Genomic DNA, 25,441 nt, shown 5'->3' with positions numbered 1-25,441 from the left:
CTCAGTTCGCGGCGGGCACCGGCCGCACCAGCCTGGCTTCGCGGATCGGCAGGTTCACCAGCGCGGCGCCGGCCGCCAGCAGGATGTCGACGTACCAGACCCAGTCATAGCTGCCGGTCGCCTCGAACACCCGGCCACCCAGCCACGCGCCCAGGAAGCCGCCCATCTGGTGCGCCAGCATCACCACGCCGAACAGCATCGCCATGTTCGCCGGCCCGAAGAACTTGGCCACGAGTCCGGCCGTCGGCGGCACGGTGGACAGGAAAGTCACCCCCATCACCGCGGCGAACACCAGCACCGTGGTCGGCGTCTTGGGTGCCAGCAGGAACACCAGCACCGCCACGCCGCGCGTGGCGTACACGAGCGCCAGCAGCGACTTCATGCGCCAGCGCCCGACCGCCCACCCCATGGCCACGCTGCCGACGATGTTGAACAGGCCGATCATGCCCAGCGCCCAGCCGCCGACCTGCGGACTCAGGCCGCACGACTCGACCACGCCCGGCAGGTGCGTGGCCAGAAACGCGACGTGAAACCCGCAGACGAAAAAGCCCATGGCCAGCAGCCGGTAGCTCGGCAGCGCCAGCGCCTGGCGCACCGCCGCGCCCGCGCCCAATGGCGCCGGCGCCGTGCCGGCCGGTGGCGCCAGGTGGGTCGAATTGCCCTTGAGCAGCCAGGCCGCCGGCAGCGCGAGCAGCACCAGCGCGCCAAGCCACTGCATGGCGCTGGCCCAGCCGCTGACCGCGATGAGTCCGATCGCGATCGGCGCCATCGCGAACTGGCCGAAGGATCCGCCCGCATTGACCAGCCCGGTGGCCACGCCGCGCCGCGCCGGCGGCACCATGCGCATGGTAGCGGCCATCAGCACCGACGGGCCGGCCATGCCTGCGCCGCCGGCCGCCAGCACGCCAATGCAGAAGATCAGGCCCGCCGTGCTGTGCATCAGCGGCGTGAGGATGGTGCCCAGCGCCACCAGCAAGACACCGATGAAGATCACCCGCCCGGTGCCGATACGGTCTGCCACTGCCCCGGCGAAGGGCTGGGTCAGCCCCCACCAGAGCTGCCCGAACGCGAAGGCCAGGCTGATGCTGCCCAGGCCGAGCCCGGTCGAGGTGTTGAGCGAGGAGAGGAACAGGCCCATGCTCTGGCGCACGCCCATGGTGAGCGCGAAGACGCCGCCGGCAGCCAGCAGCACCAGCCAGAAGGCATGGGAGCGCCGCGGCACTGCGGCGGCGGCCAAGGACGCGCCATCGGCGCCAGGAGTCGGGTCAGGCATCGGTTTGTCCTTCGTCTTCGGGTTCGCCAGCTTCGCCGAGCAATGCGAGGCTGTCGTCGATCAGCGCATGCAAGGCCACCACCCGTTCCAGGCCAAGCCGCTCGTTCAGCGTCACCTGCGCCGCTTTCCAGTGCCGCTGCGCTTCGCGCCGCTTGACGCGGCCGGCGTCGGTGATGTGGACCAGGCTGCTGCGCGCATCGACGCCCTCGCCCACCGCAATCCACCCGGACGCAAGCAGGGGCTGGAGGTTGCGGCTGAGCGTGGACGGCGTCAGGCGCATGACCCGCGCCAGCTCCGACGGCCTGATCGGCCCCAGATTGAGCACGTGCGACAGGAGTGAGTACTGCGTGGTCTTGAGCCCGCAGCGCGCCATCTCGGCGTCATAGTGCTGGCCGACCTTGCGCATCAGCTGCCGTATCCGGAAGTTGGTGCAGCCCTGGGGGAGCGTCGTGCTGTTCATGCGTGATAATTGTACCTACAATCATTGCATATGCAACGAAGGAACAGACCATGAGCATGAACGACACGCTGGAAACCTGGATGGCGCAGGAGCGCGAAGTGGCGGCCCGCCTCGAGGCAGGGGCCGGCGCCGGGGTCGCCCGCCCGGAGCAGGTCGCCGGGATGACCGGGCTGGAGATGATGCAGGCCATGCTGCGAGGCGACCTGCCCTACGCGCCCATCGCACAGACCCTCGACTTCCAGCTCATCGAGGTCGAGGCCGGCCGCGCGGTCTTCCAGGGGGCGCCGCAGCCGCGCCACTTCAACCCGATGGGCGGCATCCACGGCGGCTGGTACGCCACCCTTCTCGATTCGGCCCTCGGCTGCGCGGTGCACACCATGATGCCGGCGGGCCGCGGCTACACCACGGCCGAACTCGGCGTGAATCTGGTCAAGGCCATCGGCCCCAAGGTGCAGCGCGTCCGGGCGGAGGGCCAGGTGCTCCATTGCGGCCGCCAGCTCGCCACGGCGCAGGCGCGCCTGTACGGCGCCGATGGCACGCTGTATGCGCATGCCACCACCACCTGCCTGGTGTTCGAGCTGCGCCGGCCCGATTGAGCGCCTCGCGCACGCTTGACCCTTCGAGATTGACGCTGCCGCTTCCCGATCTCGCTGAATTGACCCGGCGGCTCGGTGTTCGGGAGGAGCTCGAGCCGCACCGCCAGGGACGAAGCATGTCGCTCGACGAGCGATTGGCGCCAGACGATCGAGCAAGAATTGGGACGGAACGTCGGGTCGCCGGGCCGGCTTCTCCCTATCATTTGCTGTGCCGTGCCCTGGCGGGCTCGGCTGCCCGGCGTAGCTCGCCGCCCGCCTCCATAAGAAAACGGAAGGCCAAGCGAGCGCTTCGAGCCGCTTGGCCGTTTGGGCTTCAAGAGCGCAGCGCATTTCAGCAAGGCGTTTCGAGAGCAGTACGGCTACAGCGCCCGCGAGACACCGCGCTACCAGCCTCTGACGCAGCCCGGTACGGGCGAGCGTCGACTGGAAGATTGGCTCGGCGCATTGATGCATTGAATGCGCCCTGAGGCGGCCCTGGCACCACTTGACTTGTCGGGCGGCTAGGCGATCGTGACGTTGAAAGGGCGCCCGGTGGGGCGCCTTCGTTTTTGCAAGCCGTCAATCGCTGGAACGTACCGACAAGAACTGGGACGTTTGTCGAACTGAGACTTTGACCGCATTCGGACAATATCCCCGCGCAGCCGATGAACTTGGAAGCAAGGCGGTGCACCTTCCCGAGAGAGCGCGGCAGCCAATTGATTCATTCATTTGCAAGGAACGCCATCATGAACATCCAACCCATCAAGCACTTCGCTCTTGGCGTCTGCTGCATGGCCGCACTGAGCGCCTGCGCTGCTTCGTACGCACTTTCACACCCGAACTTCCAGCATGCCGAGGATGCGCTTCAAGCGGCGATCAACCACATCCATGGTGCGCAGAACGTCAACGGTCCGACCTTTGGTGGCCATGCCGGCCGCGCCATCGAACTGATCCAGCAGGCGCAGTCCGAAGTCGCGATCGCCGACGAGTTCCACAGCGGCCGTCGCTGGTAACAGCAGGGACAGAAGCCATGCCCGCAAGACTCAAAGAGGGTGCACTCGCGGCGCTCGCCCTTGCCAGCGCCCTTCTTGCCGGCTGCGCGAGCAGAGGCATGAGTACAGCGGCAAAGCGCTCGCCAACCTCACCGATATGGGCAATCGCCAGATGCGCTGCCGCATCCAGCTGGCCACGCCGGACATGGGCATGAAAGGCGGCGGCACCGGTCAGTGCAAGGCGGAGCCGGGCCCCGCCTTCGCGGTCAACTTCTGATTGGTTCATCGAACATGACGCATCATCAACTTGCCGGAATGTTCGACATCCGGGGCCACATACCGTCGCGCCGATCCCGCGCAAGTTGGGTCAAGCGCAGCGCGATGCTGTGCCTCGCGCTGTGGATCGCCTGCTCCGGCGCCAGGGCCGGCGGGTCTGGCGCCTTCTACGATCCCGATCCCGCCCAGCTGTCCGATGGTCCGGCCGGCTCGCTGATCCGCTACGAGCCGATGGCCGGTGCCCCGGACGGCTCACAGGCCTGGCGCATCCTGTATCGCTCCATTGGGCTGCAGGGGCAGACGATCGCCGTCTCGGGCGTCGCCATCGTTCCGCCCACCCCAGCCCCGCCGGACGGCCGCCCGGTCGTCGCCTGGGCGCATCCCACGACTGGCGTCGTCCCGCGCTGCGCCCCTTCACTGGCGCTATCGCTCTTTCAGGACATTCCGGGCCTGCGTGCTCTGCTCGCTCGCGGCACCATGGTGGTGGCGACCGACTATCCTGGCCTCGGCACGCAGGGGCCTCATCCGTACCTGGTAGGCGTCAGCGAGGGCCGGGCCGTGCTGGATGCCGTGCGCGCAGCCTGGCGCCTGCCCGATGCATGGGCCGGACGCCGCTTTGCGATCTGGGGCCATTCGCAGGGCGGCCATGCCGCCCTGTTCGCCGGGGCGATGGCCAGCAGCTATGCGCCGCAACTGCTGCTGACCGGCGTGGCGGTGGCCGCCCCCGCCACCGACCTGAAGGCGCTGATACAGCGCAATGCCAATACCGACGGCGGGCGCAACATCACGGCCATGACGATGTGGTCTTGGTCGCGTATCTACGGCTTGCCCATGCAACCGGTGCTCCAACCCGATGCCACGCCGACCGTCGATGCCCTGGCCAATGAATGCGTGGAATCGGTCTTCGACATCGTGCGGCGCCGGTTGACAGGGCGCAGCCTGACGCAGAGCTTCTTGCGCGTTCCGCAATTGGCGCAGCAGCAGCCCTGGAAAGACTTGCTTGCGCAGAACACGCCGGGCCCGCTGCCGCCGGGGGTGCCTTTGTACATCGTTCAAGGGGCGGACGACACCCTGGTCGAGCCGGACATCACGTCGGCCTACGCCAGGCGCCAGTGCGCCGCCACGGGCTCAGTGGAAATGACAGTGCTCCCGGGCGTGGGCCACGCGTACGTCGCACGCGACGGCGCAGCCGGTGCCGTCGACTGGATGATGGACCGCTTGGCTGGGCACAGCGCACCGAAGGGGTGCGTGATTCGAGATGGCTCCGCAGCCAAGATCGAGGCGCTCTCGTGACGCGATACGCACCCGGATGCGGTGCCGAAGCAAACGACGTTGGGCGGCGCTGCCGCCCGTCGCCAACCGCTTGCGCCCGTGTTGGCGCCATGCTTTCATTGCCTACGCATGCTGCCGCAAGAGTCTGCGCAGCGCTGGAGATTCGCATGGCAAATCTACCAATGTGGAAAGCTTCACTCATGCACATGGCCCTTGCCGTGGGCGCCGCGCTGGTCGCGGGCTGTGGCGATGGTGGCGACGGTGGCACACCTTATACGCCCCTGGTGGAGGAGACCTTCCGAAATCCGTCCATGATCAGCAGCAGCAACGGCGAGTTGCGGGCGAAGTTCGAGGTCGTCACCACACGGATCCGGGTGGACGACACTGCGGTCACCACCACGGTCTACAACGGCCAGTACATTCCGCCGGTGTTGCGCCTGAAGCCAGGTGACACTCTGTTCCTCGACTTGGTCAACCGCAGCGCCAACCCCACCAACGAGCATTACCACGGGCTGGACGTCTCGCCGCGCATCAACGCCAATGGAAGCGCCTCCGACAACATCTTCGTCGAAGTGCAGCCTGGGGCAATGCAGTCTTATCAGGTGGCCATTCCGCCCACGCACCATGCGGGGCTGTATTGGTACCACAGCCACCAGCACGGCACTTCGGAGCAGCAGGTGATGGGCGGGCTGTCGGGCGGCATGATCATCGAAGGCCTGCTCGATCCTCTGCCGCAACTTGCCGGCATCAGGGAACGGGTGCTGCTGCTCAAGGACATCCAGGTCGGCCCCGACGGGCAAGTGCCTTCGGACATCGACCCCAGCGCCCCCACCCACCGCACCGTCAACGGGCAGACCAACCCCGTGCTGACGATCGCACCCAACGAAACGCAGTTGCTGCGCATCGGCAACATCAGCGCCAACATGTACTACCGGCTCAAGCTGCCGGGCCATACCTTCTACGAAATCGCGCGCGACGGCATTCGGCGCACTCAAGTGGTGCCTTATGACGAACTGCTCCTGCCGCCGGCATCGCGCTCCGAGGTGCTGATCCAGGGCGGACCGGCCGGGACGTACGTGATGCAGTCGCTCGACATCGACACGGGCCCGCAAGGCGACACGGTGCCGGCCACCACCTTGCTCACGCTGGTCTCGCAAGGCCTGCCGCAAGCGGCGGCGGCCATCCCGGGTCTGCCCTCTGGCGAGGATTTCCGGACGTTGCCGGTGGCCCGCAAGCGCACCATCCAGTTCGTGGAATCGGCTGACGGCAACACCTTCTACATCGACTCCGGCAACGGACCCGTCCAATTCGACATGGACCGCGTCGATTCGACCATCGAGTCCGGCACGGTGGAGGAATGGACCATCCTCAACGTCACGGGAGAGTGGCATGTGTTCCACATCCACCAATCCAACTTCCAGGTGACGGAGATCAATGGCACGCCCCAGCCGTTCACTGGCCACCAGGACAACGTGAACGTGTCGTTCCAGCCGGATGCCAACTCCCCGCCCGGCCAGGTCAAGCTGCTGATCGATTTCCGAAACCCGATCGCCGTGGGCAAGTTCGTCTATCACTGCCACATCCTCGAGCACGAGGACGGCGGCATGATGGCGGTGGCCGAGGTGAAACTGCCCGGCTCCTTTGCATCCTCCGGGCCGCCGCAATCGCCGCGCAGCGGATTTGCCAAGGCAAAGCTGCTTGCGAACTCGCAACAGGACCGTCTTGCTGCCCTGCGCGCGCAGGACATCTGCACCACGCCAACACCCCGCCGCACGGGCGCGAGCGGGGCCTTGCGGGTGCGCGGACCGGTCGGGGACGGGCTCGCGCCGGTGGCCGGACTGGCCTTGTCCGTGGCACGCAGCCCTTCGCGTTTGCAGGCGCTGCGCGTAGCGGGCATGCAGCCGGTTTCGGTCAACAGCGCCGAGCGCGTGCGCCCTTGAATTGCATCGCCAGAACGCCTCTGCGACGGCCAAAGCGCGCCATCCCGTTTTCCTGAGCGAGGTCGACGACCCATGCCGTACTACTTGAGCGTCGGCCTTCTGACTGGCAGCGTTTTCGTCGAAATGCGCTTCTGGGCGCTGATCTTCATGACGGTGGTGGTGCCGTTGGCGCTCTATCTTCTTCTGCGCCACCGGCGAGCGGTGTCGCGCGTGACGGTGCTGATGCTCGGCCTGGCATTGGTGGCCATTGCAGCGGTCGACGTCTGGCTGCTGCACGGTCTGCAGAATGCCGCCGTCCACAATGCGTCGAAGCTGGACGACTTTCTGGATTCGGAGGTCACGGTGGGCCTGTATCTCATTCCCGCGCTGTTCGGCGGCGTGGGGATCGACCTGGTCTCCACCATCATCCGCCAGCACCTTCTGCATATGGAGCGCCGCCATCGCCAGCACCGGCGAAACGGCCAGGAGCACTAGCGCGGACGGGGGGCCGCCGATAAACTTGTCGTGCCACCCAGGAAAGGCTGCGTATGGGCGAATCCGGCCTGCCGCGTTTGCACATGGAATCAAGCCTGATTCCGGCTTCCGAACGCTTCGAGCGTTGGCGCGATGGCCTTGCCGGCACGTTCGATGTGTTCGTGCCCGAGGGGGAGCGCGCCGAAGACGTTCGCTACGACACCTCCATCTGGCAACTCGGCACCGTCATGCTGAGCGACAACACCTTCGGACCCCGCCTGCAGGCGCGCACGGCACGGCATGTTCGCGCAGACCACGTGGACCACTACCGCGTGATCCTGCAGACAGCTGGCCTGTTGCGACTGGACGCCGACGGAAGGCGACATGCCGTAAATGCCAACCAGTTGGTGATCTCCGACATGTCCCGCCCGGAAGGCTATGAGACCACCAGCGGCGGGAACATCGTCCTGTTCGTGCCGCGCGAGATGCTCGACGGTGAACTGCCTCGCGCGTTCGATCTTCATGGTGTGATGCCGGTGGGCAGCGCCGCCGGCATGCTGGCCGAGCACTTGCGGGCGCTGGCGCGCATGGCGCCCGAGCTGCGGTTGAGCGAAGCCGCGGCGCTCACGCGCGCCACGGTGCACCTCCTAGCCGCCAGCCTGTTTTCTTCGGCCCAAACTTTGGCGCATGCGCGGGCGACGATGGAGAACACGCTGCTGCGGCAGATCTGCCGCTTCATCGACCTGCACCTGTCGGATTCCGAGTTGTCGGTGGAGACGCTGTCGAGTTTCTTCAAGGTCTCGCGCTCGACCCTGTATCGCCTCTTCGAGCCGCTGGGCGGCATCGCCAGCTATGTGCGGGAACGCCGGCTGGCGCGCATCCACGAAATACTCAGTGACGCCGGGAAGCGAAGGCAGTACCTGCAGCGCCTTGCCGAAGACCACGGCTTCAAGAGCGCCACCCATTTCAGCCGTGCGTTTCGTGAGCACTACGGCTACAGCCCCAGCGACGTTCGCCACCTGGGAGCATCTGCCGCGCTGTCGATACCGGCGGCCAACAATGCCAGCAACGGACGCGCCGATTTCGACCGCTGGTTGCGCTCGCTTCGCGAATAGTCCTGTACTCGGCCGAAACCGCAGCTCAACGCAAGGGGGCGGCGATCCCTCTGTCGTCCGCGGTGCACAGAAGCGCCGTTGCTCGAGAGGCATGGCTTGCTCTCGTGGCTTCTCAATAGCCCCAGTAGGGACGGCAGTGCAAAGCGCCATAGGGGCCGCGCCAGCAGCGCCCACCTGGATAGGGGCCAGGACCCCATCCCCAGCCCCAACGTGCGCCGGGAGCCGGCGGCGGGCCGTACGCACGGCGCCAGCCCGGCCCGTACCACCAGTCGATGAACACGCTGATCTGCTTGCCGGCATGGGGCATCTCGCCGTCGAGCAGGCGGATATCGTAGGTGAGCGTGTCGCCCGACAGGCGCGGATTGGTCAGTTCGACCACGACAAGATCGGTCTTGTCGTCGATGGCAGTGGAGATGGTGGCATTGGGCGGATCTTTCTGAAAGTTGTCCTTGCCCTGGTTCCAGAACTCTACAAAGCGATTGGTAAGCACGTCGCCGGTCATGCGTTCGGGCCGGTCGGTAAACATCAGCGTCTGCGGCGCCACGCCGTGGATGCTGAGCGTCTTGCCGTCCGACGTGAACGACGTGCCGGTCTGCACGAACAGCCAGTTGGCCGGCGGCATCGAGACGATGTTGTCGGCGTCGGGTTCGGGCGGCGACGGCGATGCGGAACTGGCTAGTGGCGCAGGCACAACGGAAGTGCTCTGCGCGTGAGCGCGATTGGCCATGCCGAGCGCCAGACCAGTTGCGAGAGCAAAGATGCCGCCTAGTACCAGGCCTTGCCACCTGCGGCGCAGATGCGACCCGACCGAGACCGCGGGAGTGGTGTTGAACGAACGCATGGAAGTGGTCTTTCAGAATTGACGAGGAGTGCCGGCATTGTTCGCCGCCAGAACGCGCCGCAGTTGTCTGCGCGTACCAATGCGAACCTGAGCGTCCCACTCAAGCAGTGATCACGAGTGCCTCGGCGTCGGCTTCGGGTCAAGCGCTTCAGATCTGACTAAGACACGGGCTCAACACTAGCGGCGCAATGAAACCGCACAATCAACCAGGCGACGAATGGTTGCCTCAGCTACTTGATGAGGACCAGATGTCCCGCGTCATCGGCCTGCTCGACCTTCATCCAATAGACCCCGAGCGTGCGCGGCGCGCCCTGGACATTGCCTTCGACGAAGGGGCCCTGTCGGCCCGCCAGCGGCAGGCCGTGCGGATCTTGTTCCTTTTGCCGACGGCAGATGCCAACGACGTGCTGCTGCAGGCGTGCAAGGACACTGCGGCTCGACAAGTGTTCCTGCGACTGCGCGGACAATGATCCCCCCCCCCGCGAACCGTGGTACGGCATGGACAGCGCGGCGCTTGCGTACAGCGGCGCGCGGGCAGCTGGCGCTCCAGCGTGCGGTACCCGGTGTGGCCATATAGCGCGAACATCTTGTCCAGCGGCTGGCCTGGTTGGCGCGCTTATCGGATTGCCGCAGCGAGCCAGCATTGATAGATTTCGCACATAGCGCCCCGACCTGGCGTGCTGATGGAGTGGGATCAACCAATGGCCTCGCCAACAAGCCACAACATACCCTCCTACCTGTTCAAGGGTGAGGATCTGAATGGCAGCGAGGTAAGGGAACGGCTTCGGGAACGCTTCGCCGACAACTTTGATCTGCTTTTGCCAAAGGAGGGGCCCATCCGGGTTGATGGCGCTGAACACGTCGGCCTGATGCTAGGCAACATTGCAGTGCTGTGGCGCAAGATGTATGTGCATGATCTCGTGCGCAGCCCAGCATTGATCCGCTCCAGCCAGATCGACCACTACTTGCTCACAGTTTCTTTGGAACAGCGAGGCCCATCGGAGCACATGCTTGGCGACAGGCATTTTGTTAGGCAGGGGGTCGGCGAACCGTTGTTGCTGGACATGTCGCAACAGATGCGCTCGCAGATCGCGTCGGGTACCGATGTAACCCTGTTCATTGCGCGCGACGCGCTAGACGCGCTGTTGCCAAGAAGCTTGGATCTTCATGGCGTCAAGCTTGCAGGTGCCGTGGCTACGCTGCTGGTTGATCATCTGCGAAACCTCGTGCGTGTAGCACCAGGCTTGAGCTTGTCGGAGGCGCAGTTGACGGCGCGCAGTACCTTGCATCTGGTTGCCGCCAGTTTGGCGCCCCTGAGCGACTCGCTTGCACTTGCGCGACCGCTCATAGACCAATTGCTGCCCAGGAGAATCGGACGCTATATCGATTCGCATCTGGCAAACCCCGACCTCTCGGTGGAGCAGCTATGCGGCGCCTTTGGAGTGTCTCGATCGAGCATGTACCGGCTGCTCGAACCTATGGGAGGAGTCAGCGCCTTCATCCGCGCACGCCGACTGAGCCAGGCTCATCAACTGCTTGCTGGCGCCACGGAGCGTGTGCACCTCAAGCGCTTGGCCGACGACTTCGGCTTCCGCTCTGCAGCGCAGTTCAGCCGTGCATTCAGTGACCAGTTTGGCTATAAGCCCAGCGAAGCGAGAATGCAGATTGCACCATTTACGCATGCTGCTGCGTCCGTTTCCATGGGCGAAGCGCAACGCCTTTCCGAGTGGCTCCGCGTCCTCGGCCGCTAGATCGACAGATCGCCGCGGCAACGCCAGTCCACACGAGCGCTCACCAGCGAAGACGGGCTGGGAACGTTGCATCTCGGCCTCGGCCTACTGCCGTTCACTCAGTACCACTTCGACCTTTTCGCCCGAGGCAGCCAGATCCTTTTCCGTCGCATCAGTTGGCATACGGCGTGGGCATTTGAGACGCTCGTCAAACAGCACCGCCCCGACGAAAAATAGCCTCATGGCATCTCCTTCACAACCACAGGAATGCCATGACTTCGAACTTCCCACGTCCGGCGCACATCGCGGCCCGGCCACTCAATCGAGTGCTTGCGCTCGCCCTTGGCGCTCCGTTCGCGCTGATGCCGGTCGCGGCCCTGGCCGACAGCGGACCAGCTTGTCAGAATGGCGCGCCGACGGCCTGCCAGATCATTTATCTGACGCCGACGGCCGGTGACGGGCAGGCAGGCGATATGGGTCAGCCCATTGTCAGCACCTTCACCAATTCCCAGACACTGACCGCGACGCCCGGCGTCGACGGCACTGGAGCGATCCAGCTCGAAACCGTCGCCGGCGACGGCGGCAAGGGCGGCAGCGACGGCGACAACGGCGGCAACGGCGGCCAAGGCAATGAGGTCACAGTCACGGTCGGCCCGGCGGTCAGTGCGCAGGGCAGCAATGCGGGTGGCCTCCTTCGCTTCACCTCTTCCGGCGGCTGGGGAGGCGCCGGCGTCGGCGCATCCATCGGCGGCGCCGGCCACGACGGCACCGGTGGCGGTGGCGGCCCGGTGAGCGTCACGATGAACGCCGGCACGGTGAACAGCACGGATCCCGCGACACCGGGCCTGTATGTCCTCTCTCAGGGTGGGGGCTCGATCTCTTCGGGAACAGCTGGCGGCGCTGGCTACTTCGGCGCACTCTCTGGAGATGGTGGGGGCAGCGCCTATGTCACGGCCAACATCGGCGGCAACATCTCCACTGCCGGCACCGGTGCCTCGCTCAACGCGCTGGGTGGCGCCGGCAGCACGGGCACGAACGACAACGGCGGCATCTCCGAAAGCCAGGGACGCACGGGCGGCAACGGCGGATCTTCCAGCCAGGGCATGACCGCGACCGTGACCGGTTCCATCACATCGTCCCAGGCCGACGGCATCGACATGTTTGCGACTGCGGGCAACGGGGGCAACGGTGGCAACTCGGCGGCTGCGCCTTCGTCGTCCACGGCGGGCAACGGGGGCACCGGCGGCAATGCCCCGGACGCGACGCTGACCATCTACAACGCCACCGGCGGCCAGAACCAGGGCAGCGTCCAGGGCGCCGGAGTCGGCGCGCTCGTCAGCAGCACCGGCGGCGCTGGCGGCAACGGGGGGGCGGCGGGCAACGCCAAGGTCTCCGCCGGCGGCGTGGGCGGACAAGGTGGCAATGCGGGCAATGTCACGGTCAATCTGCAATCCGGAGGGCAAGTGGTTGGCAACGGCACCGCAGCCCTGTTGGCCGAATCCCTCGGCGGCAACGGTGGCAGCGGCGGCGCCAGCGACTTTGGCAACGCCACCTCCACCAGCGGCAACGGCGGCAACGGCGGCGCTGCCGCGTCGGCTACCGTCGTCATCGGCGCGACGCCGAGCGATGGCACCACGCGGCCTACCAGCGTCACTACCGGCAGCGGCTCATCAGGCTTTGGCGTGGTGGCGCGCAGCGCAGGGGGCAGCGGTGGCGATGCCGCCGTGGCCGTCGGCGCAACCTACGCCGCTGGCGGCAAGGGTGGAGACGGCGGCAACGGCGGCACCGCCAGCGTCACGCTGCTCGACAACGCTTCGGTGACCACGCAAGGCGCCGAAAATGCGCTCACGGATGCGGTGCACGCTGGTGTGTACGTGGTTTCCAGCGGCGGCACGGCCGGCTCGGGCGGCGATGCCAGTGCCGGCATGGGCGGTGCTGCCGGAAGCGCCGGCAAGGGTGGACTCGGCAACACGGCGACCGCTGCCATCGACGGTACGGTCGGCACGACGGGCAGCTTCGTGTACGGGGTGTTGACGCAAAGCCTGGGCGGCATGGGCAGCAGCGGCGGTGATGCGGCCAGCGTGTTCGGCTATGCCGGGCCGGCGCGCAACGGAGGCGACGGCGGATCGGTCTATGTGAACGGACAGAGCGGCACCGTCACCACCCAGGGCACCGGATCCTACGGCATGGTCGGTCAAAGCATCGGCGGTGGAGGTGGCTCGGGAGGCAATGCCCTCTCGAGCACGACCGGCGTCGCCATCGGCGGCAATGGCGGAGGTGGCGGCAACGGCGGCAATGTGACGCTCGGCCTGCTGTCGAGCGACCCCAACTCGGCGGTGCTGAACGACACGGTGATCACCTATGGCGACGCAGCCATCGGCATCCAGGGTCAGAGCGTTGGCGGCGCGGGCGGCATCGGCGGCAACGCGGTCGCCGTGGGCACGGGTGTATCGCTGGCGATCGGCGGCGACGGCGCCAGCGGCGGCAACGGCGGCGCGGTCAACGTGAACAGCAACGGCCTGGTCACCACGCTGGGCCCGCAGTCGGGCGGCATCGCCGCGCAAAGCGTCGGTGGCGGCGGCGGCAACGGCGGCGCCGCCGTGGCGATCGACGCCGGGGTGCAGATCTCGACGTCGTTCGCGTTGGGCGGCAGGGGAGCCAACGGCGGCCAAGGCGGCGCGGTCAACCTCACCAATGCAGGGCAAGTATCGACCTATGGGGCGGATTCCTACGGCCTGAAGGCGCAGAGCATCAGCGGCGGCGGCGGCCAGGGGGGTACGGCACTGGCCACGGCGGCAGCACTCGGCGGCGATCCGGAATTTCCTACCACCTCCGTCAGTGTCAGCGTGGGTGGGAGCGGCGGCGCAGGCGGCGACCAAAGCAACAGCCCGGTCACGGTGAACAACAACGGCCTCGTGACGACCTCCGGCGACGGCTCGATCGGCATCATCGCGCAGAACCTCAGCGGTGGGGGCGGCAATGGCGGCGACTCCACCGCCTCCTCGTACGCCAATGGCCTGAACAGCGACAGCACCAATGTCAGCGTCAGCGTCGGCGTGGGCGGCAAGGGCGGCGGTGGCGGCACGGCTGGGTCGGCCACCGCCAACAACAACGGCCTGGTACTCACGATGGGCGCCGACGCCTATGGCGTATTCGCGCAGAGCGTGGCCGGCGGCGGCGGCACGGGGGGCGCGGGGGACTCGTCCGCATCGGCCGGGTCTGGCGACAACAGCTACACCGGCTCGGTCACCGTCGGCGGCTCGGGCGGCCAGGGCGGCATCGCAGGCGCCGTCAATGTGAACAACCAGTCGCTGGGCAATATCGCCACTGCAGGCGACGGCGCCAATGCGGTCTTTGCGCAAAGCCTGGCGGGCGGTGGCGGTGCCTCCGGCGGCGGGGCGGCCAAGGCCAACGGCGGCTCGATCTCCGCATCCGTGACAGTCGGCGGCAGCGGCGGCAGCGGCGGCACTGCGGGCGCCGTCACCGTGCAGAACCAGGGCAATCTGCTCACCCAGGGCGCCGAAGCGGACGCCGTCCTCGCGCAAAGCATCGGCGGCGGCGGCGGCAAGGCCGGCAAGGGCACCTCCACCACCGGCGGTGCGCCGAACGCAGAGCAGGTATTCCAGCAGATGAGCAACTCGATTCAGAGCGGCTTGGGCGTGGACACGAGCGGCGTCACCAAGGTTGCCGACAACGTGTACAGCGTGGGCAGCAAGGTGTGGGGCGCGGTCAACAGCTTGACGAAACTCGGCTCGGCCCTCGGCGGTGGCGACGATGACGCCGCGACCGGCACGTTGCGCGACGACGATGATGGCGACGGCCAGTCCAGCAGCCTGAAGCTCAATGCCACGCTGGGTGGCCAGGGCGGTGTCGGGGGAACGGGCGGCACCGTCTCGGTGACCAACAGCGGTGGCATCCAGACCAACGGCAACAAGTCCGACGGCATTTTTGCGCAAAGCCTTGGCGGCGGCGGCGGCGTGGGCGGTGCCAGCAGCTTCTCGGGAAGCGCGAGCGACGGTGGCTCGAGCGATGACAGCACGAGCGGCGCGCTCACGGTGGGCGGCAGCGGAGCGGGCGCCGGCGCCGGCGGCACGGTGCAGGTGACGAACACCGGCAGCATCGCCACCCTCGGGGTCAGCAGCTATGGCATCAGTGCACAGAGCGTCGGCGGCGGCGGCGGCAAGGGCGGCGCGACGGCATCGTCCGCCGGCGCACTGAAAGACTTCAACGTCACGCTGGGCGGGTCCGGCGGTGCGGGCGGTTCGGGCGGCAGCGTGACGGTGGACAACGAAGGCTCGATCAACACGCAGGAACGCGAATCGATCGCCGTGCTCGCCCAGAGCGTCGGCGGTGGTGGTGGCACTGCGCACCTTCTGTCCAGCGATGTGTCGGCGTCTACCGATTCGCAGAACAACATGCAGATCAATCTCTCTTTGGGCGGCAGTGGCGGTGCGGCTGGAGATGGCGGCAACACCACCGTGTCGCTCAACCAGAAGCTGGGCAGTCAAGGGACGATCCGTACGTCGGGCGCCAACAGCGTCGGTGTGCTAGCGCAGAGCATCGGCGGCGGCGGCGGCCTGATGGTTGCCTCCAGCGCCCAATCGGATGCCAAAGGCGGCGGCAACGGGGGCGGCATTCAAAACACGACCCTGCTGCCGCTGACGATCGGCGATGCCAACGGTTCCAGCGGCAACGCCAATACGGTGAATGTGAACGTGGGCAATGGCAACGGCAGCGGGCTCTGGAACGCCATTGGAACGTCCGGCGCCAACGCCCACGGCATCGTGGCACAGAGTATCGGCGGCGGCGGCGGCGTATTCTCGGGCGCGACACCATCGATGGATCTTGCCAAGCTGTTCCCCGGCACCAAGCAAACCGGCAACGGCGGCAGCGTGAACGTGTCACTGACGGATTGGAGCTTCGACAGCGTGACCACCAGCGGCGCGGGCGCGGTGGGCGTGCTGGCGCAGAGCATCGGCGGAGGCGGCGGCCTCGTCGGCGACATGAGCCACGTCCAGCTGGGCACGGCCACCGACGGCGGGTTGAAAGCCAACCCGAATCAGCAAAGCGGCCAGGGCGGCAACGTCTCGGTGAACGTGGGCGCCTTCAACACCGTTGCCACCACCGGCGCCAATGCACATGGCGTACTGGCACAGGCATTGGGCGGCGGCGGCGGCATTCTGAGCGGCACGGCCGACAACCCCGGCTACAGCTTTGCCGGCAGCACGAACTACACCGGCTGCAGCTCGGACAACTGCACCGGGAACGTGAACGTCACGCTCGGCAACTCGGCCACGGTGAGCACCAGCGGCGCGGGCGCCTGGGGCATCTACGCCCAGAGCAGCGGCAACGGGAGCAACAACGCCACCATCAACGTAGGCCCATACGCCTCGGTGCAGAGCCAGGACAAATCGGCCGGCGCCGTCTATGTCGAAGCCACGGGGACCAACACGGTGACGAACGGGGGCACGATTTCCGCGACCAGCACCGGCCTGGCGGTGGGCAGCGCCGCCGGCAGGACCACCCTGGACAACCTGAGCACCGGCATTGTCAACGGCAACGTCAACCTCAAGATCGGCTCGGGCTCGGGCAGCGTGCTGAACCGCCTGGGCGGCACGCTCAACACCGGCAACCTCATGGGTGCCGACGTGGTGCAGAACGAAGGCAAGGTGGAGGTCGGCGGCGCCGGCACGGCAGGCGCAGTCACCGAAGTCACCGGCAAGCTCGAACAGGGTTCCACCGGCCGCATCGTGATCGACAGCGATCACGTGGCCGGCACTTCGGACCGGCTGACGGTCGATGGCGACGCGCACCTGGCCGGCGCCCTCCAGATGCGCACCGCGCGCCTGGCGCCCACGCCCGTGGACGTCATGGACGTCAAGGGCGAGCTCGACGCATCGCAGCTGCAGTCGGTCGACCCGATGCTGGTGCACTACCAGATCTCCAACGCCGGAACCACCGCGGCCGACGGCTCGGCCCAGCAGTCGATCTTCGTGACTCCCCAGGCGCGCTTCGATGCCGCGGCCTCGGGCCTCGGCAAGAACGCCCAATCGGTCGCCGATCACCTCCAGGCCAACTTCAATGCCGGCTCGGGGAGCCTGGGCGGCACCCTTGCCCAGTTGGCCGCGGGCGTGCAGGACCCTGCAACCTACAAGGCGACCCTGACCAGCCTGGGCAACGAAGCTCAGCAGGCCGTGGGCACCTCGCGGCTGGCGGCCAGCCACGCCTTCGTGGAGCGCATGAACTCCTGCCCGACCTTCGATCAGGACAACAGCACGGACATGAAGGAGCGCGATTGCCTGTGGGGCCGTGTGATCGACAACAGCACCACCGCCAGCGGATCGCAGCATGCCAACTACAGCGCCAGCACGCACTCCGTGCAGGTGGGCGGCCAGAAGCAGATTGCGCAGGGCTGGTTCCTGGGCGGCAGCGCGGCATACAACAGCGAGGATTTCAACAGTTCCACAGGCGCGGGCAGCGTCGAGGGCAACGGCGGCGCGGTGGGCATGGTGCTCAAGCGAGAGATCGGCAACTGGACCATTTCGGGCGCCGCGGACTTCGGCTACGGCAACTACGACACCACGCGCAACATCGCCTTCCCGGGCTATGCAGCGCAAGCCACCGGCAGTTTCAACCTCACGCAGTACGGCCTGCACTCCCGCATTGCCTACCTGGTCCCGCAACAGGACTGGTATCTCAAGCCCTACCTGGACCTGCACGCGGTGCACATGCATACCGGGAGCTACAGCGAACAAGGTGCCGGTGCACTGGGTCTCAACGTGGACGGCAACAGCGACACGATGTTCTCCGCTTCCCCCATGCTGGAGGTGGGTGGCCGCGTCGAGATGGACAACGGCATGACGCTGCGGCCCTATGCAGCTGTGGGCGCCACCTTGCATGACAAGAACGAGTGGGGGGCGGACGCGCAGTTCCAAGGCGCGGTGCCGGGCGTACAGAGCTTCAACACGGCGGCCAGTGCGCCCACTAGCCTGGCGAACGTGCGCCTGGGGGTGGACTTGATGGTGAAGAAGAACCTGCAGGTGCGCGCCGAGTACGGCGGCCAGTTCGGGTCGGGCTACCGTTCCAATGAAGGCATCCTGCGCGTGAACTACCTCTTCTGACGCACCGGGCGGAGGGCACGATCCGATCAGTGATAATCATTCTCGATCGGTACAGAACAACGAGCAGACGCCGGCCCCGCATTTCCTGACATTTCCGGAGTCCATCCATGTCTGCTCGACATACCTGGCGCCGCCTGGCGCTGCCCGTTGCCTGCGCGGCCGTCCTCGCCGCCCCTTCCCTCGCGGCGCACGCCGCCGGGCCGGTGACCCTCTACACCACCCGCGAGCCCGCCCTGGTCCAGCCGCTGCTGGCTGCCTTCACCGCACAGAGCGGCGTCGAGGTCCGCACCGTCTTCGTCAAGGACGGGCTGCTCGAGCGCGTCAAGGCCGAGGGCGACCGCTCGCCAGCCGACCTGCTGATGACCGTGGACATCGGCAACCTGATCGACCTGGTCGAAGCCGGTGTCACGCAGCCGCTGACGTCCCCCGCCGTGGCATCGGCCGTGCCCGCGCAACTGCGCGACGCAGGCGGCCAGTGGACGGCCCTGTCGATGCGCGCCCGCGTGCTCTACGCCGACAAGGCCCTTCCGCTGGCGAGCTTCCGCTATGCCGAGCTGGCCGACCCGCGCTACAAGGGCAAGGTCTGCATCCGCTCGGGCCAGCACCCGTACAACACGGCACTCGTGGCCGCCATGATCGCGCACGAGGGCGAGGCGCGCACCGAGCAATGGCTGCGCGGCGTCAAGGCCAACCTCGCGCGCAAGGCTACCGGCGGCGACCGCGACGTGGCGCGCGACATCCTCGGCGGCATCTGCGACATCGGCCTGGCCAACTCCTACTACGTCGGCCAGATGAAGAGCGCCAAGGCCGGAACCGACGCCCGCAAGTGGGGCGACGCGATCAAGGTGATCCGCCCCACCTTCGCCAACGGCACGACGCACGTCAACATCAGCGGCGCGGCGTTGGCCCGCCACGCGCCGAACCGCACCGAAGCGGTCAGGTTGATGGAGTTCCTGGTGTCGGAGCCCGCGCAGGCCATGTACGCGCAGACGAACTTCGAGTACCCGGTGCGCAGCGGCGTGGCGCTCGACCCCGACACCGCCGCCAGCATCGGCGGCATCAAGCCCGACACGCTGCCGCTGGCGGAAGTGGCGCGCCACCGCAAGCAGGCCAGCGTGCTGATCGACAAGGTCCGGTTCGACCAGTGAACGCCTGCGCGCCCGCGACGCGCCCGGCATGGCAGTGGCGCCGGCGACACCCGGGCGCCGTCGGGCCGCGCACCGCGGGGCCGCTCTGGCGCGCCGCGTCGCTGGCCATCGCATTGGGCGTGCTCGCCCCGCTGCTGGGCCTGGCCTGGGTCGCCAGCGGCGGCGACCTGGCGCATTGGTCGCACCTGGCGCGCCACGTGCTGCCGCAGGCGGTTCTCGACACGATCCTGTTGATGACGGGCGTGGGCGCCATGGTGCTGGTCCTCGGCACCGCCTGCGCCTGGCTGGTCACCGCCTGGGACTTTCCGGGTCGCGGCGTCCTGGCCTGGGCCCTGCTGCTCCCGCTGGCGATGCCGACCTACATCGTGGCCTTTGCCTACCTCGACCTTCTGCATCCCATCGGGCCGATCCAGGGCGCGATCCGCTGGCTGCTGGGCCACGACAGCCCGCGCGCATTCCGGCTGCCCGACCTGCGCTCGCTGCCGGGCGCGATCGTGCTGCTCGGCCTGGTGCTCTACCCCTACGTCTACCTCACCGCCCGCGCCATGTTCCTGAGCCAGCCAGCACACCTGTTGGAAGCCGCCCGCACGCTCGGAGAGGGGCGTGCCGGCGCCTTCTTCCGCGTCGCGCTGCCGCTGGCGCGCCCGGCGCTGGCGGTGGGCACGGGCCTGGCGCTGCTGGAGACGCTCAACGACATCGGCGCCTCGGAATTCCTCGGCGTGCGCACGCTCACCGTGGCCATCTACACGACGTGGGTCACGCGCTCCGACCTGGCAGGCGCGGCGCAGATCGCGTGCAGCATGCTGCTGTTCGTCGCCGCCCTGCTCTGGCTCGAACGGCGCGGCCGCCGGCAGCAGCGCTTCGGCTCCGCTCAGCGGATGCGTGCCATGCGGCCACGCCGCCTGCCCGGCGGCACCGGTTGGCTGGCCTTGGCCGCGGGCAGCCTGCCGGTCCTGCTCGGGTTCGTGCTGCCGGCGCTCTACCTGGTGGTGGAAACCGGCAAGCGCCTGGCGCTGGGCGCCGGCATTTCGCGCGAACTTCTGTCAGCCCTGGGCAGCAGCCTGGCGCTGGCCCTCGGCGTGACGGGTGTCGCGGTTAGCGCCGCGCTGGTGGTGGCGTGGGCCACCCGCAGCATCGGCTCGACGCCCAATCCGGCGCGCTGGCAGGCCCGCGTCGCCAGCCTGGGATACGCCATGCCCGGCACTGTGCTGGCCATCGGCCTGCTGACCCCGGCGCTGTCGCTGGACGCCGGGCTGGCGCAATGGCTGGGCCTGCCCGGCCTGCCGCTGATGACGGCCGGCGTGGTGCTGGTGACGGCCTGCGCCATCCGCTTCCTGGCAATGCCGCTGGGCAACATCGAGGCCGGCCTGACACGCTTGCCGCCGGCACTCGAACACGCCGCGAGATCGCTTGGCGAAGGCCCGCTGGGCACGCTGCGCCGCGTGCACCTGCCGCTGCTTCGGCCAGCACTGGCCGCCGGCGCGTTGCTCGTGTTCGTGGACACCATGAAGGAACTGCCTGCCACCTTGCTGTTGCGGCCGCCGGGCTTTGAGACCCTGGCCACCTGGCTGTATGCCGAAGCGGCGCGCGGCACCTACGAAGAAGGTGCCATTGCGGCGCTGGCCATCGTCCTGGCCGGGCTGGCGCCGGTGATCCTGCTGGCGCGCCAGCACCCCGCCGCCCCGACGGAGACCGGCACCTCAGCGCATCGCACGGAGAACGCACCATGAGCGGACAGGCGCTGCGACTGCAGGACGTTCGGCTGGCCTACCACGGCTCGACCGGCGGACACCTGGCGCTCGACGGAGTGTCGCTCGCGCTCGACGCCGGCCGGATCGGCTGCCTGCTCGGCCCGTCGGGCTGCGGCAAGACCACGGTGCTGCGCGCCATCGCCGGTTTCGAGCCCGTGCGCAGCGGCAGCATCCGGCTGGGGGACCAGTTGCTGTCCTCAGCGGCGACGCACCTGCCTCCGGAGCAGCGGCGCGTCGGCATGATGTTCCAGGAGTACGCGCTGTTCCCGCACCTGGACGCCGCGCACAACGTGGCATTCGGCCTGCGGCGCCTGCCGGCGCCAGCACGGCGCGCACGCGTCGCCGAACTGCTCGCCCTGGTGGGCCTGCCCGACCATGGCGGGCGGTTCGCCCACGAACTGTCGGGCGGGCAGCAGCAGCGCGTCGCGCTGGCCAGGGCGCTGGCGCCTTCGCCGCAACTGCTGCTGCTGGACGAGCCTTTCTCCAACCTGGATCCGGCCACGCGCGAACGCCTGACGGTGCAGGTGCGCGACATCCTGCGCGCGGCGGGCCAGACGGCCGTGCTCGTCACCCACAACGAAGCCGAGGCGCATGCCATCGCCGATCACGTCGGCGTGATGCACAACGGCCGGCTGACGCACTGGCATCAGTCGGCTCACGCCTGACCGGCGCCGGCGGTGGCGCTGCAGGCCGCCGCCATGACCCCGGCGCCGCACCACCCTTGCGAATGGACGGAAAATCGGCGTTCGCACCCATTCTTCAGACCCACGAGAGAGAGAAAAAACATGCGCCTTCTTCACACCATGCTGCGCGTCGGCGACCTGCAGCGGTCCATCGACTTCTACACGAAGGTCCTGGGCATGCAACTGCTGCGCAAGTCCGAGAACCCGGAATACAAGTACAGCCTGGCCTTCGTCGGCTACGAAGGCAACCCGTCGCAGGCCGAGATCGAACTGACCTACAACTGGGGCACCGACAGCTACGAGATGGGCACCGCCTATGGCCACATCGCGCTGGGCGTGCCCGACGCGTACGCCGCCTGCGAGAAGATCAAGGCGGCCGGCGGCAACGTCACGCGCGAAGCCGGGCCGGTCAAGGGCGGCACCACGGTGATCGCCTTCGTCACGGACCCGGACGGCTACAAGATCGAGCTCATCCAGCGCGCCGAGGACGCCGCCGGCGCCGGCCTGCGCTGATCAGCAGCCGAGTTGCTCGGCCAGCGCCACGATGTCGCGGGCGTGGAAGGTGTTGTCCGGGTCCGGAGAAACGTCCTTCGGCCGGCCCGGGCCGTTCTCCAGCGGACGCTCCACGTAGGCGGTGCGCAGCCCGCAGGCGCGCGCGGCCGCCAGGTCGTCCGGATGGGCCGCCACCAGCATCAGTTCGTTCGGCGCCACGTCGAACACGCCGGCCGCACCCAGGTAGACGCGCGGGTCCGGCTTGTAGGCCTTGAACACCTCGGCCGAGAGGATGCAGTCCCAGGGCAGCCCGGCGCGCTTGGCCATCTCGGTCAGCAGGCCGATGTTGCCGTTGGACAGCGTGCAGATGGTGTAGCGCGCCTTCAGCCGCGTCAGGCCCTCGACCGCATCCGGCCAGGCCGGCAGGCGGTGCCAGGCGGTATTGAGCCGGCGGCGGGCGTCCCGGTCCAGCTGGTCCTCAACGCCGAAGTCGCGCAGCACCTCGTCGAGGATGTGCAGGTGCAATTCATCGACCAGCGTGAATCCGCCCTCGCCCGCTGCGATGCGCGCCATCACCGCGCGCATGGCCGGCGCATAGCCGGCGCGCCAGGCGCGCGCGAAAGCGTCGCCGTCCACGCCAGGCAGCATGCGCTCGACCTCGGCCCGTATGCCGCCATGCCAGTCGACCACCGTGCCGAATACGTCGAAGGCAATGACCTTCAGTTCGCTTGCCTGGTCCTGTCCCGTCATGCCTTGTCTCCTTTTATTTGTATGTCCCGCGTCAGCGCGGGAGCGCGCTGGCCTCGCTCGCCAGTTGGGTGATGCGCGCCCAGTCGCCCGACAGCACAGACTCGTTCGGCACGATCCACGATCCCCCGACGCAGGCCACGTTCGACAGCGCCAGGAACTCGTGCGCATTGCCGGCGTGGATGCCGCCGGTCGGGCAGAACTGCACTTCGCCGAACGGACCTTGCCAGGCCTTGAGCATCGACACGCCGCCGGCCTGCAACGCCGGGAAGAACTTCAGCGTGGTCAGGCCGTCTTCCTGTGCCTGCATGATCTCGCTGCCGGTCGCCACGCCCGGCAGCAGCGGAATGCCCTGGTCGTGGCAGGCCTTGCCCACGGCGCGGGTGTAGCCGGGGCTGACACCGAAACGCGCACCGGCGAGCGCCGCGGCCTGTGCATCGGCGGCGCTGCGGATGGTGCCGGCGCCGGCCACCGCTTCGGGCACTTCCTTGGCGATGCGTTCGATGCAGGCCAGCGCCGCGGGCGTGCGCAGGGTCACCTCGAGCATGCGGATCCCGCCGGCGACGAGCGCCCTGGCCAGCGGCACCGCGTGGGCCGGGTCTTGCAGGACGATCACGGGGATGACGGGCGCGTCGCGCATCACGTCGAGTGCGCCGAGCTTTTGCGGCAGCGGTTTCATAGCCATGTGCAGGCTCCTTCCTCGGCCGTCAGCGCATTGCGGCGCATGCCGGCGAACAGTTCACGCCCCAGTCCGTGCCCATCCGCATGGCGCTGGTCGTCGGGCATGCGCACGGTTTCACGCGCTTCCCATTCCTTTTCGGGCAGCAGCACCTGCAGCGTGCCCGCGATCGAATCGAGACGGATCATGTCGCCGTCGCGCACCTTGGCGATGGCCCCGCCCGCCGCGCCTTCGGGCGACAGGTGGATGGCCGCCGGCACCTTGCCGGACGCGCCGCTCATGCGCCCGTCAGTGACCAGCGCGACCTTGAAGCCCTTGCCTTGCAGGACCGACAACGGCGGCGTGAGCTTGTGCAGCTCGGGCATGCCATTGGCCTGCGGGCCTTGCCAGCGGACCACGCATACAACGTCGCGGTCGAGCTCGCCGGCTGCAAAGGCCTTCTGAAGCGCAGCCTGCGAGTCGAACACGCGCGCCGGAGCTTCGACCACGTGCCGGTCTTGCGGCACCGACGACACCTTGATCACGCTGCGCCCGAGGTTGCCGGTGAGCAGCTTCAGGCCGCCGGTGGCGCTGAACGGATCGGACGCCGGACGCGCCACCGCCTCGTCCTTGGAAGGGGCAGCCGGCTGCCAGTGCAGGCGACCGCCGTCGCCCAGCGAAGGAATGCCCGCATATTCGGCGATGCCGCCGGCGCGGACGGTCGCGACGTCGGCATGCATCAGCCCCGCGCCCACCAGCTCGCCGATCACGAAGCCGGGGCCGCCGGCACGCTGGAACTCGTTGACGTCGGCCGAGCCGTTCGGATAGACGCGCGTGAGCAGCGGGACCACGTCGGACAACTCGGCGAAATCGTTCCAGTCGATCGTGATGCCCGCCGCGCGCGCCACGGCCACCCAGTGGATCAGGTGGTTGGTCGAGCCCCCGGTGGCCAGCAGCGCGCTCATTGCGTTGACGATGGCCCGTTCGTCCACCAGCTGTCCGATCGGCGGGCAGGCATAGGCCTGCGCGCTGGCGCGGCCCAGCACCGTGCGCACCGCTTCGCGGGTGAGCGCCTCGCGCAGCGAATCGCCGGGCTGCACGAAGGCGGTGCCCGGCACGTGCAGCCCCATCGCCTCGAGCAGCATCTGGTTGCTGTTGGCCGTTCCGTAGAAGGTGCAGGTGCCCTGGTCGTGGTAGGCGGCCATCTCGGCCTCCATCAGCCCGCTGCGGCCGACGAGGCCCTGCGCCGCCTGCTCGCGCACCTTGGACTTGGCGTTGTTCGACAGGCCCGACGGCATCGGCCCGGCCGGAACGAACACGGTCGGCAGATGGCCGAAGTGCAGCGCGCCGATCAGCAGTCCGGGCACGATCTTGTCGCACACACCCAGCATGAGGGCCGCGTCGAACATGTCGTGCGTGAGAGCGATGGCCGTGCCCATGGCGATCACGTCGCGCGAGAACAGGCTCAGCTCCATGCCGGGCGTGCCCTGGGTGACGCCATCGCACATCGCCGGCACGCCGCCGGCCACCTGCGCGGTGCCGCCGAGACCACGCGCCTCGTCCTTGATGATGTCGGGATAGCCTTTGAACGGCGCGTGCGCCGACAACATGTCGTTGTAGGCCGTGACGATGCCGATGTTGGGTGCGCGCTCGGCCACGATGCGCAGCTTGTCGTTGGCGGGCACGCCAGCCACGGCGTGGGCCACGTTGGCGCAGCCCATGCGGTCGGATCCGCGGTCGCGCCGGCGCATGTCGGACAGGCGCTGCAGATAGGCCTGGCGCGTGTCGCGGCTGCGCTCGCGGATGCGCTCGGTCACGCTTTGAACGGTGGGATGGGTGCTCATGGGGTGGGGTTATGCACCGGCCCTCGCATGGCCGCCGCCAGGATGCGTGCGGCAAGGGGCCGGCAAGGCG

20 protein-coding genes are annotated in these 25,441 nt (G+C 68.0%); 13 read left to right on the top strand and 7 right to left on the bottom strand.

Features of this window, described 5'->3' with window-relative positions; translation table 11 throughout:
- Nucleotide 1: 1 nt before the first annotated feature.
- Nucleotides 2-1,273 carry an MFS transporter gene (locus VES41_RS14110; RefSeq protein ID WP_324817988.1) on the bottom strand — a complete coding sequence of 424 codons (1,272 nt, stop codon included), beginning with the start codon at nt 1,271-1,273 and terminating at the stop codon, nt 2-4.
- Nucleotides 1,266-1,733, bottom strand: a complete 468-nt coding sequence (locus VES41_RS14105) for a MarR family winged helix-turn-helix transcriptional regulator (protein ID WP_324817985.1) — start codon at nt 1,731-1,733, stop codon at nt 1,266-1,268. The genes VES41_RS14110 and VES41_RS14105 overlap by 8 nt, the downstream gene beginning before the upstream one ends.
- Nucleotides 1,734-1,783: 50 nt before the next feature.
- Between VES41_RS14105 and VES41_RS14100 the strand changes: the two genes are divergently transcribed.
- The 6 genes from VES41_RS14100 (at nt 1,784) to VES41_RS14075 (ending at nt 8,356) form a co-directional block, all read left to right on the top strand.
- The gene (locus VES41_RS14100) at nt 1,784-2,329 is read left to right on the top strand and encodes a PaaI family thioesterase (RefSeq protein WP_324817983.1); all 546 of its coding nucleotides are present in this window, start codon (nt 1,784-1,786) and stop codon (nt 2,327-2,329) included.
- 725 nt (nt 2,330-3,054) lie between these two features.
- Nucleotides 3,055-3,321, top strand: a complete 267-nt coding sequence (locus VES41_RS14095) for a hypothetical protein (protein WP_324817980.1) — start codon at nt 3,055-3,057, stop codon at nt 3,319-3,321.
- A 270-nt stretch (nt 3,322-3,591) separates the two neighbouring features.
- On the top strand, nt 3,592-4,869 hold the full coding sequence (locus tag VES41_RS14090) for an alpha/beta hydrolase (RefSeq protein WP_324817977.1): 1,278 nt from the start codon (nt 3,592-3,594) through the stop codon (nt 4,867-4,869).
- A 179-nt stretch (nt 4,870-5,048) separates the two neighbouring features.
- Nucleotides 5,049-6,788, top strand: coding sequence for a multicopper oxidase family protein (locus tag VES41_RS14085; protein WP_324817975.1), 1,740 nt, complete (start codon nt 5,049-5,051; stop codon nt 6,786-6,788).
- A 72-nt stretch (nt 6,789-6,860) separates the two neighbouring features.
- Nucleotides 6,861-7,262 carry a hypothetical protein gene (locus VES41_RS14080; protein ID WP_324817973.1) on the top strand — a complete coding sequence of 134 codons (402 nt, stop codon included), beginning with the start codon at nt 6,861-6,863 and terminating at the stop codon, nt 7,260-7,262.
- Nucleotides 7,263-7,345: 83 nt separating this feature from the next.
- The gene (locus VES41_RS14075) at nt 7,346-8,356 is read left to right on the top strand and encodes a helix-turn-helix domain-containing protein (protein ID WP_324817970.1); all 1,011 of its coding nucleotides are present in this window, start codon (nt 7,346-7,348) and stop codon (nt 8,354-8,356) included.
- 112 nt (nt 8,357-8,468) lie between these two features.
- Here the strand turns inward: VES41_RS14075 and VES41_RS14070 are convergent, their stop codons facing one another.
- Nucleotides 8,469-9,197, bottom strand: coding sequence for a hypothetical protein (locus VES41_RS14070; RefSeq protein ID WP_324817967.1), 729 nt, complete (start codon nt 9,195-9,197; stop codon nt 8,469-8,471).
- A gap of 248 nt (nt 9,198-9,445) precedes the next feature.
- On the opposite strand from VES41_RS14070, the gene VES41_RS14065 reads away from it, so the two are divergent.
- Nucleotides 9,446-9,667 carry a hypothetical protein gene (locus VES41_RS14065; protein ID WP_324817965.1) on the top strand — a complete coding sequence of 74 codons (222 nt, stop codon included), beginning with the start codon at nt 9,446-9,448 and terminating at the stop codon, nt 9,665-9,667.
- A gap of 213 nt (nt 9,668-9,880) precedes the next feature.
- Entirely contained in the window at nt 9,881-10,948 is a 1,068-nt protein-coding gene (locus tag VES41_RS14060; protein ID WP_324817963.1) for an AraC family transcriptional regulator, read from the top strand.
- 84 nt (nt 10,949-11,032) lie between these two features.
- Here the strand turns inward: VES41_RS14060 and VES41_RS14055 are convergent, their stop codons facing one another.
- A complete protein-coding gene (locus VES41_RS14055; protein WP_324817960.1) occupies nt 11,033-11,170 on the bottom strand; it encodes a hypothetical protein in 138 nt (45 codons plus the stop codon).
- 230 nt (nt 11,171-11,400) lie between these two features.
- Here VES41_RS14055 and VES41_RS14050 point away from each other — a divergent pair, with 230 nt between their 5' ends.
- The 5 genes from VES41_RS14050 to gloA all read left to right on the top strand — a co-directional run bounded on the left by VES41_RS14050 (nt 11,401) and on the right by gloA (nt 22,143).
- Nucleotides 11,401-18,048 (top strand): hypothetical protein, encoded by a 6,648-nt coding sequence (locus tag VES41_RS14050; RefSeq protein WP_324817958.1) that lies wholly within the window; start codon nt 11,401-11,403, stop codon nt 18,046-18,048.
- 107 nt (nt 18,049-18,155) lie between these two features.
- Nucleotides 18,156-19,196: an extracellular solute-binding protein gene (locus tag VES41_RS14045; RefSeq protein ID WP_324817956.1), complete on the top strand. Its 1,041-nt coding sequence runs from the start codon at nt 18,156-18,158 to the stop codon at nt 19,194-19,196.
- 119 nt (nt 19,197-19,315) lie between these two features.
- Nucleotides 19,316-20,926, top strand: coding sequence for an ABC transporter permease (locus VES41_RS14040; protein ID WP_414719131.1), 1,611 nt, complete (start codon nt 19,316-19,318; stop codon nt 20,924-20,926).
- The gene (locus VES41_RS14035; RefSeq protein WP_324817953.1) at nt 20,923-21,612 is read left to right on the top strand and encodes an ABC transporter ATP-binding protein; all 690 of its coding nucleotides are present in this window, start codon (nt 20,923-20,925) and stop codon (nt 21,610-21,612) included. The genes VES41_RS14040 and VES41_RS14035 overlap by 4 nt, the downstream gene beginning before the upstream one ends.
- A gap of 120 nt (nt 21,613-21,732) precedes the next feature.
- Nucleotides 21,733-22,143, top strand: a complete 411-nt coding sequence (gloA, locus tag VES41_RS14030) for a lactoylglutathione lyase (protein WP_324817950.1) — start codon at nt 21,733-21,735, stop codon at nt 22,141-22,143.
- On the opposite strand, the gene VES41_RS14025 is transcribed toward gloA, so the two are convergent.
- Genes VES41_RS14025 through edd form a run of 3 tightly spaced genes read right to left on the bottom strand, consistent with a single transcriptional unit; the run spans nt 22,144 to nt 25,371 of the window.
- Nucleotides 22,144-22,872 (bottom strand): haloacid dehalogenase type II, encoded by a 729-nt coding sequence (locus VES41_RS14025; RefSeq protein WP_324817947.1) that lies wholly within the window; start codon nt 22,870-22,872, stop codon nt 22,144-22,146.
- 31 nt (nt 22,873-22,903) lie between these two features.
- Complete coding sequence (gene eda, locus VES41_RS14020) at nt 22,904-23,548, bottom strand: bifunctional 4-hydroxy-2-oxoglutarate aldolase/2-dehydro-3-deoxy-phosphogluconate aldolase (RefSeq protein WP_324818092.1); 645 nt, start codon at nt 23,546-23,548, stop codon at nt 22,904-22,906.
- Nucleotides 23,545-25,371: a phosphogluconate dehydratase gene (gene edd / locus VES41_RS14015; protein WP_324817944.1), complete on the bottom strand. Its 1,827-nt coding sequence runs from the start codon at nt 25,369-25,371 to the stop codon at nt 23,545-23,547. Before edd ends, eda begins: the two co-directional genes overlap by 4 nt.
- Between the last annotated feature and the right edge of the window lie 70 nt (nt 25,372-25,441).

It is taken from the genome of Variovorax sp. (genome assembly GCF_035634955.1).
In the GTDB taxonomy this organism is placed as follows: domain Bacteria; phylum Pseudomonadota; class Gammaproteobacteria; order Burkholderiales; family Burkholderiaceae_C; genus Variovorax.
Note: the sequence above shows the minus strand (reverse complement) of the source record. Positions and strands in the feature narration are given on the sequence as shown.

Excerpts from the sequence above, each read along its gene's own strand:
- VES41_RS14105 (WP_324817985.1), bottom strand. The coding sequence starts at position 1,733 with ATGAACAGCACGACGCTCCCCCAGGGCTGCACCAACTTCCGGATACGG.
- VES41_RS14090 (WP_324817977.1), top strand. The coding sequence starts at position 3,592 with ATGACGCATCATCAACTTGCCGGAATGTTCGACATCCGGGGCCACATA.
- VES41_RS14075 (WP_324817970.1), top strand. The coding sequence starts at position 7,346 with ATGGAATCAAGCCTGATTCCGGCTTCCGAACGCTTCGAGCGTTGGCGC.
- VES41_RS14050 (WP_324817958.1), top strand. The coding sequence starts at position 11,401 with ATGGGTCAGCCCATTGTCAGCACCTTCACCAATTCCCAGACACTGACC.
- VES41_RS14100 (WP_324817983.1), top strand. The coding sequence starts at position 1,784 with ATGAGCATGAACGACACGCTGGAAACCTGGATGGCGCAGGAGCGCGAA.
- VES41_RS14095 (WP_324817980.1), top strand. The coding sequence starts at position 3,055 with ATGAACATCCAACCCATCAAGCACTTCGCTCTTGGCGTCTGCTGCATG.
- VES41_RS14045 (WP_324817956.1), top strand. The coding sequence starts at position 18,156 with ATGTCTGCTCGACATACCTGGCGCCGCCTGGCGCTGCCCGTTGCCTGC.
- VES41_RS14060 (WP_324817963.1), top strand. The coding sequence starts at position 9,881 with ATGGAGTGGGATCAACCAATGGCCTCGCCAACAAGCCACAACATACCC.
- eda (WP_324818092.1), bottom strand. The coding sequence starts at position 23,548 with ATGAAACCGCTGCCGCAAAAGCTCGGCGCACTCGACGTGATGCGCGAC.
- edd (WP_324817944.1), bottom strand. The coding sequence starts at position 25,371 with ATGAGCACCCATCCCACCGTTCAAAGCGTGACCGAGCGCATCCGCGAG.
- VES41_RS14035 (WP_324817953.1), top strand. The coding sequence starts at position 20,923 with ATGAGCGGACAGGCGCTGCGACTGCAGGACGTTCGGCTGGCCTACCAC.
- VES41_RS14025 (WP_324817947.1), bottom strand. The coding sequence starts at position 22,872 with ATGACGGGACAGGACCAGGCAAGCGAACTGAAGGTCATTGCCTTCGAC.
- VES41_RS14070 (WP_324817967.1), bottom strand. The coding sequence starts at position 9,197 with ATGCGTTCGTTCAACACCACTCCCGCGGTCTCGGTCGGGTCGCATCTG.
- VES41_RS14085 (WP_324817975.1), top strand. The coding sequence starts at position 5,049 with ATGCACATGGCCCTTGCCGTGGGCGCCGCGCTGGTCGCGGGCTGTGGC.
- gloA (WP_324817950.1), top strand. The coding sequence starts at position 21,733 with ATGCGCCTTCTTCACACCATGCTGCGCGTCGGCGACCTGCAGCGGTCC.
- VES41_RS14055 (WP_324817960.1), bottom strand. The coding sequence starts at position 11,170 with ATGAGGCTATTTTTCGTCGGGGCGGTGCTGTTTGACGAGCGTCTCAAA.
- VES41_RS14065 (WP_324817965.1), top strand. The coding sequence starts at position 9,446 with ATGTCCCGCGTCATCGGCCTGCTCGACCTTCATCCAATAGACCCCGAG.
- VES41_RS14110 (WP_324817988.1), bottom strand. The coding sequence starts at position 1,273 with ATGCCTGACCCGACTCCTGGCGCCGATGGCGCGTCCTTGGCCGCCGCC.
- VES41_RS14080 (WP_324817973.1), top strand. The coding sequence starts at position 6,861 with ATGCCGTACTACTTGAGCGTCGGCCTTCTGACTGGCAGCGTTTTCGTC.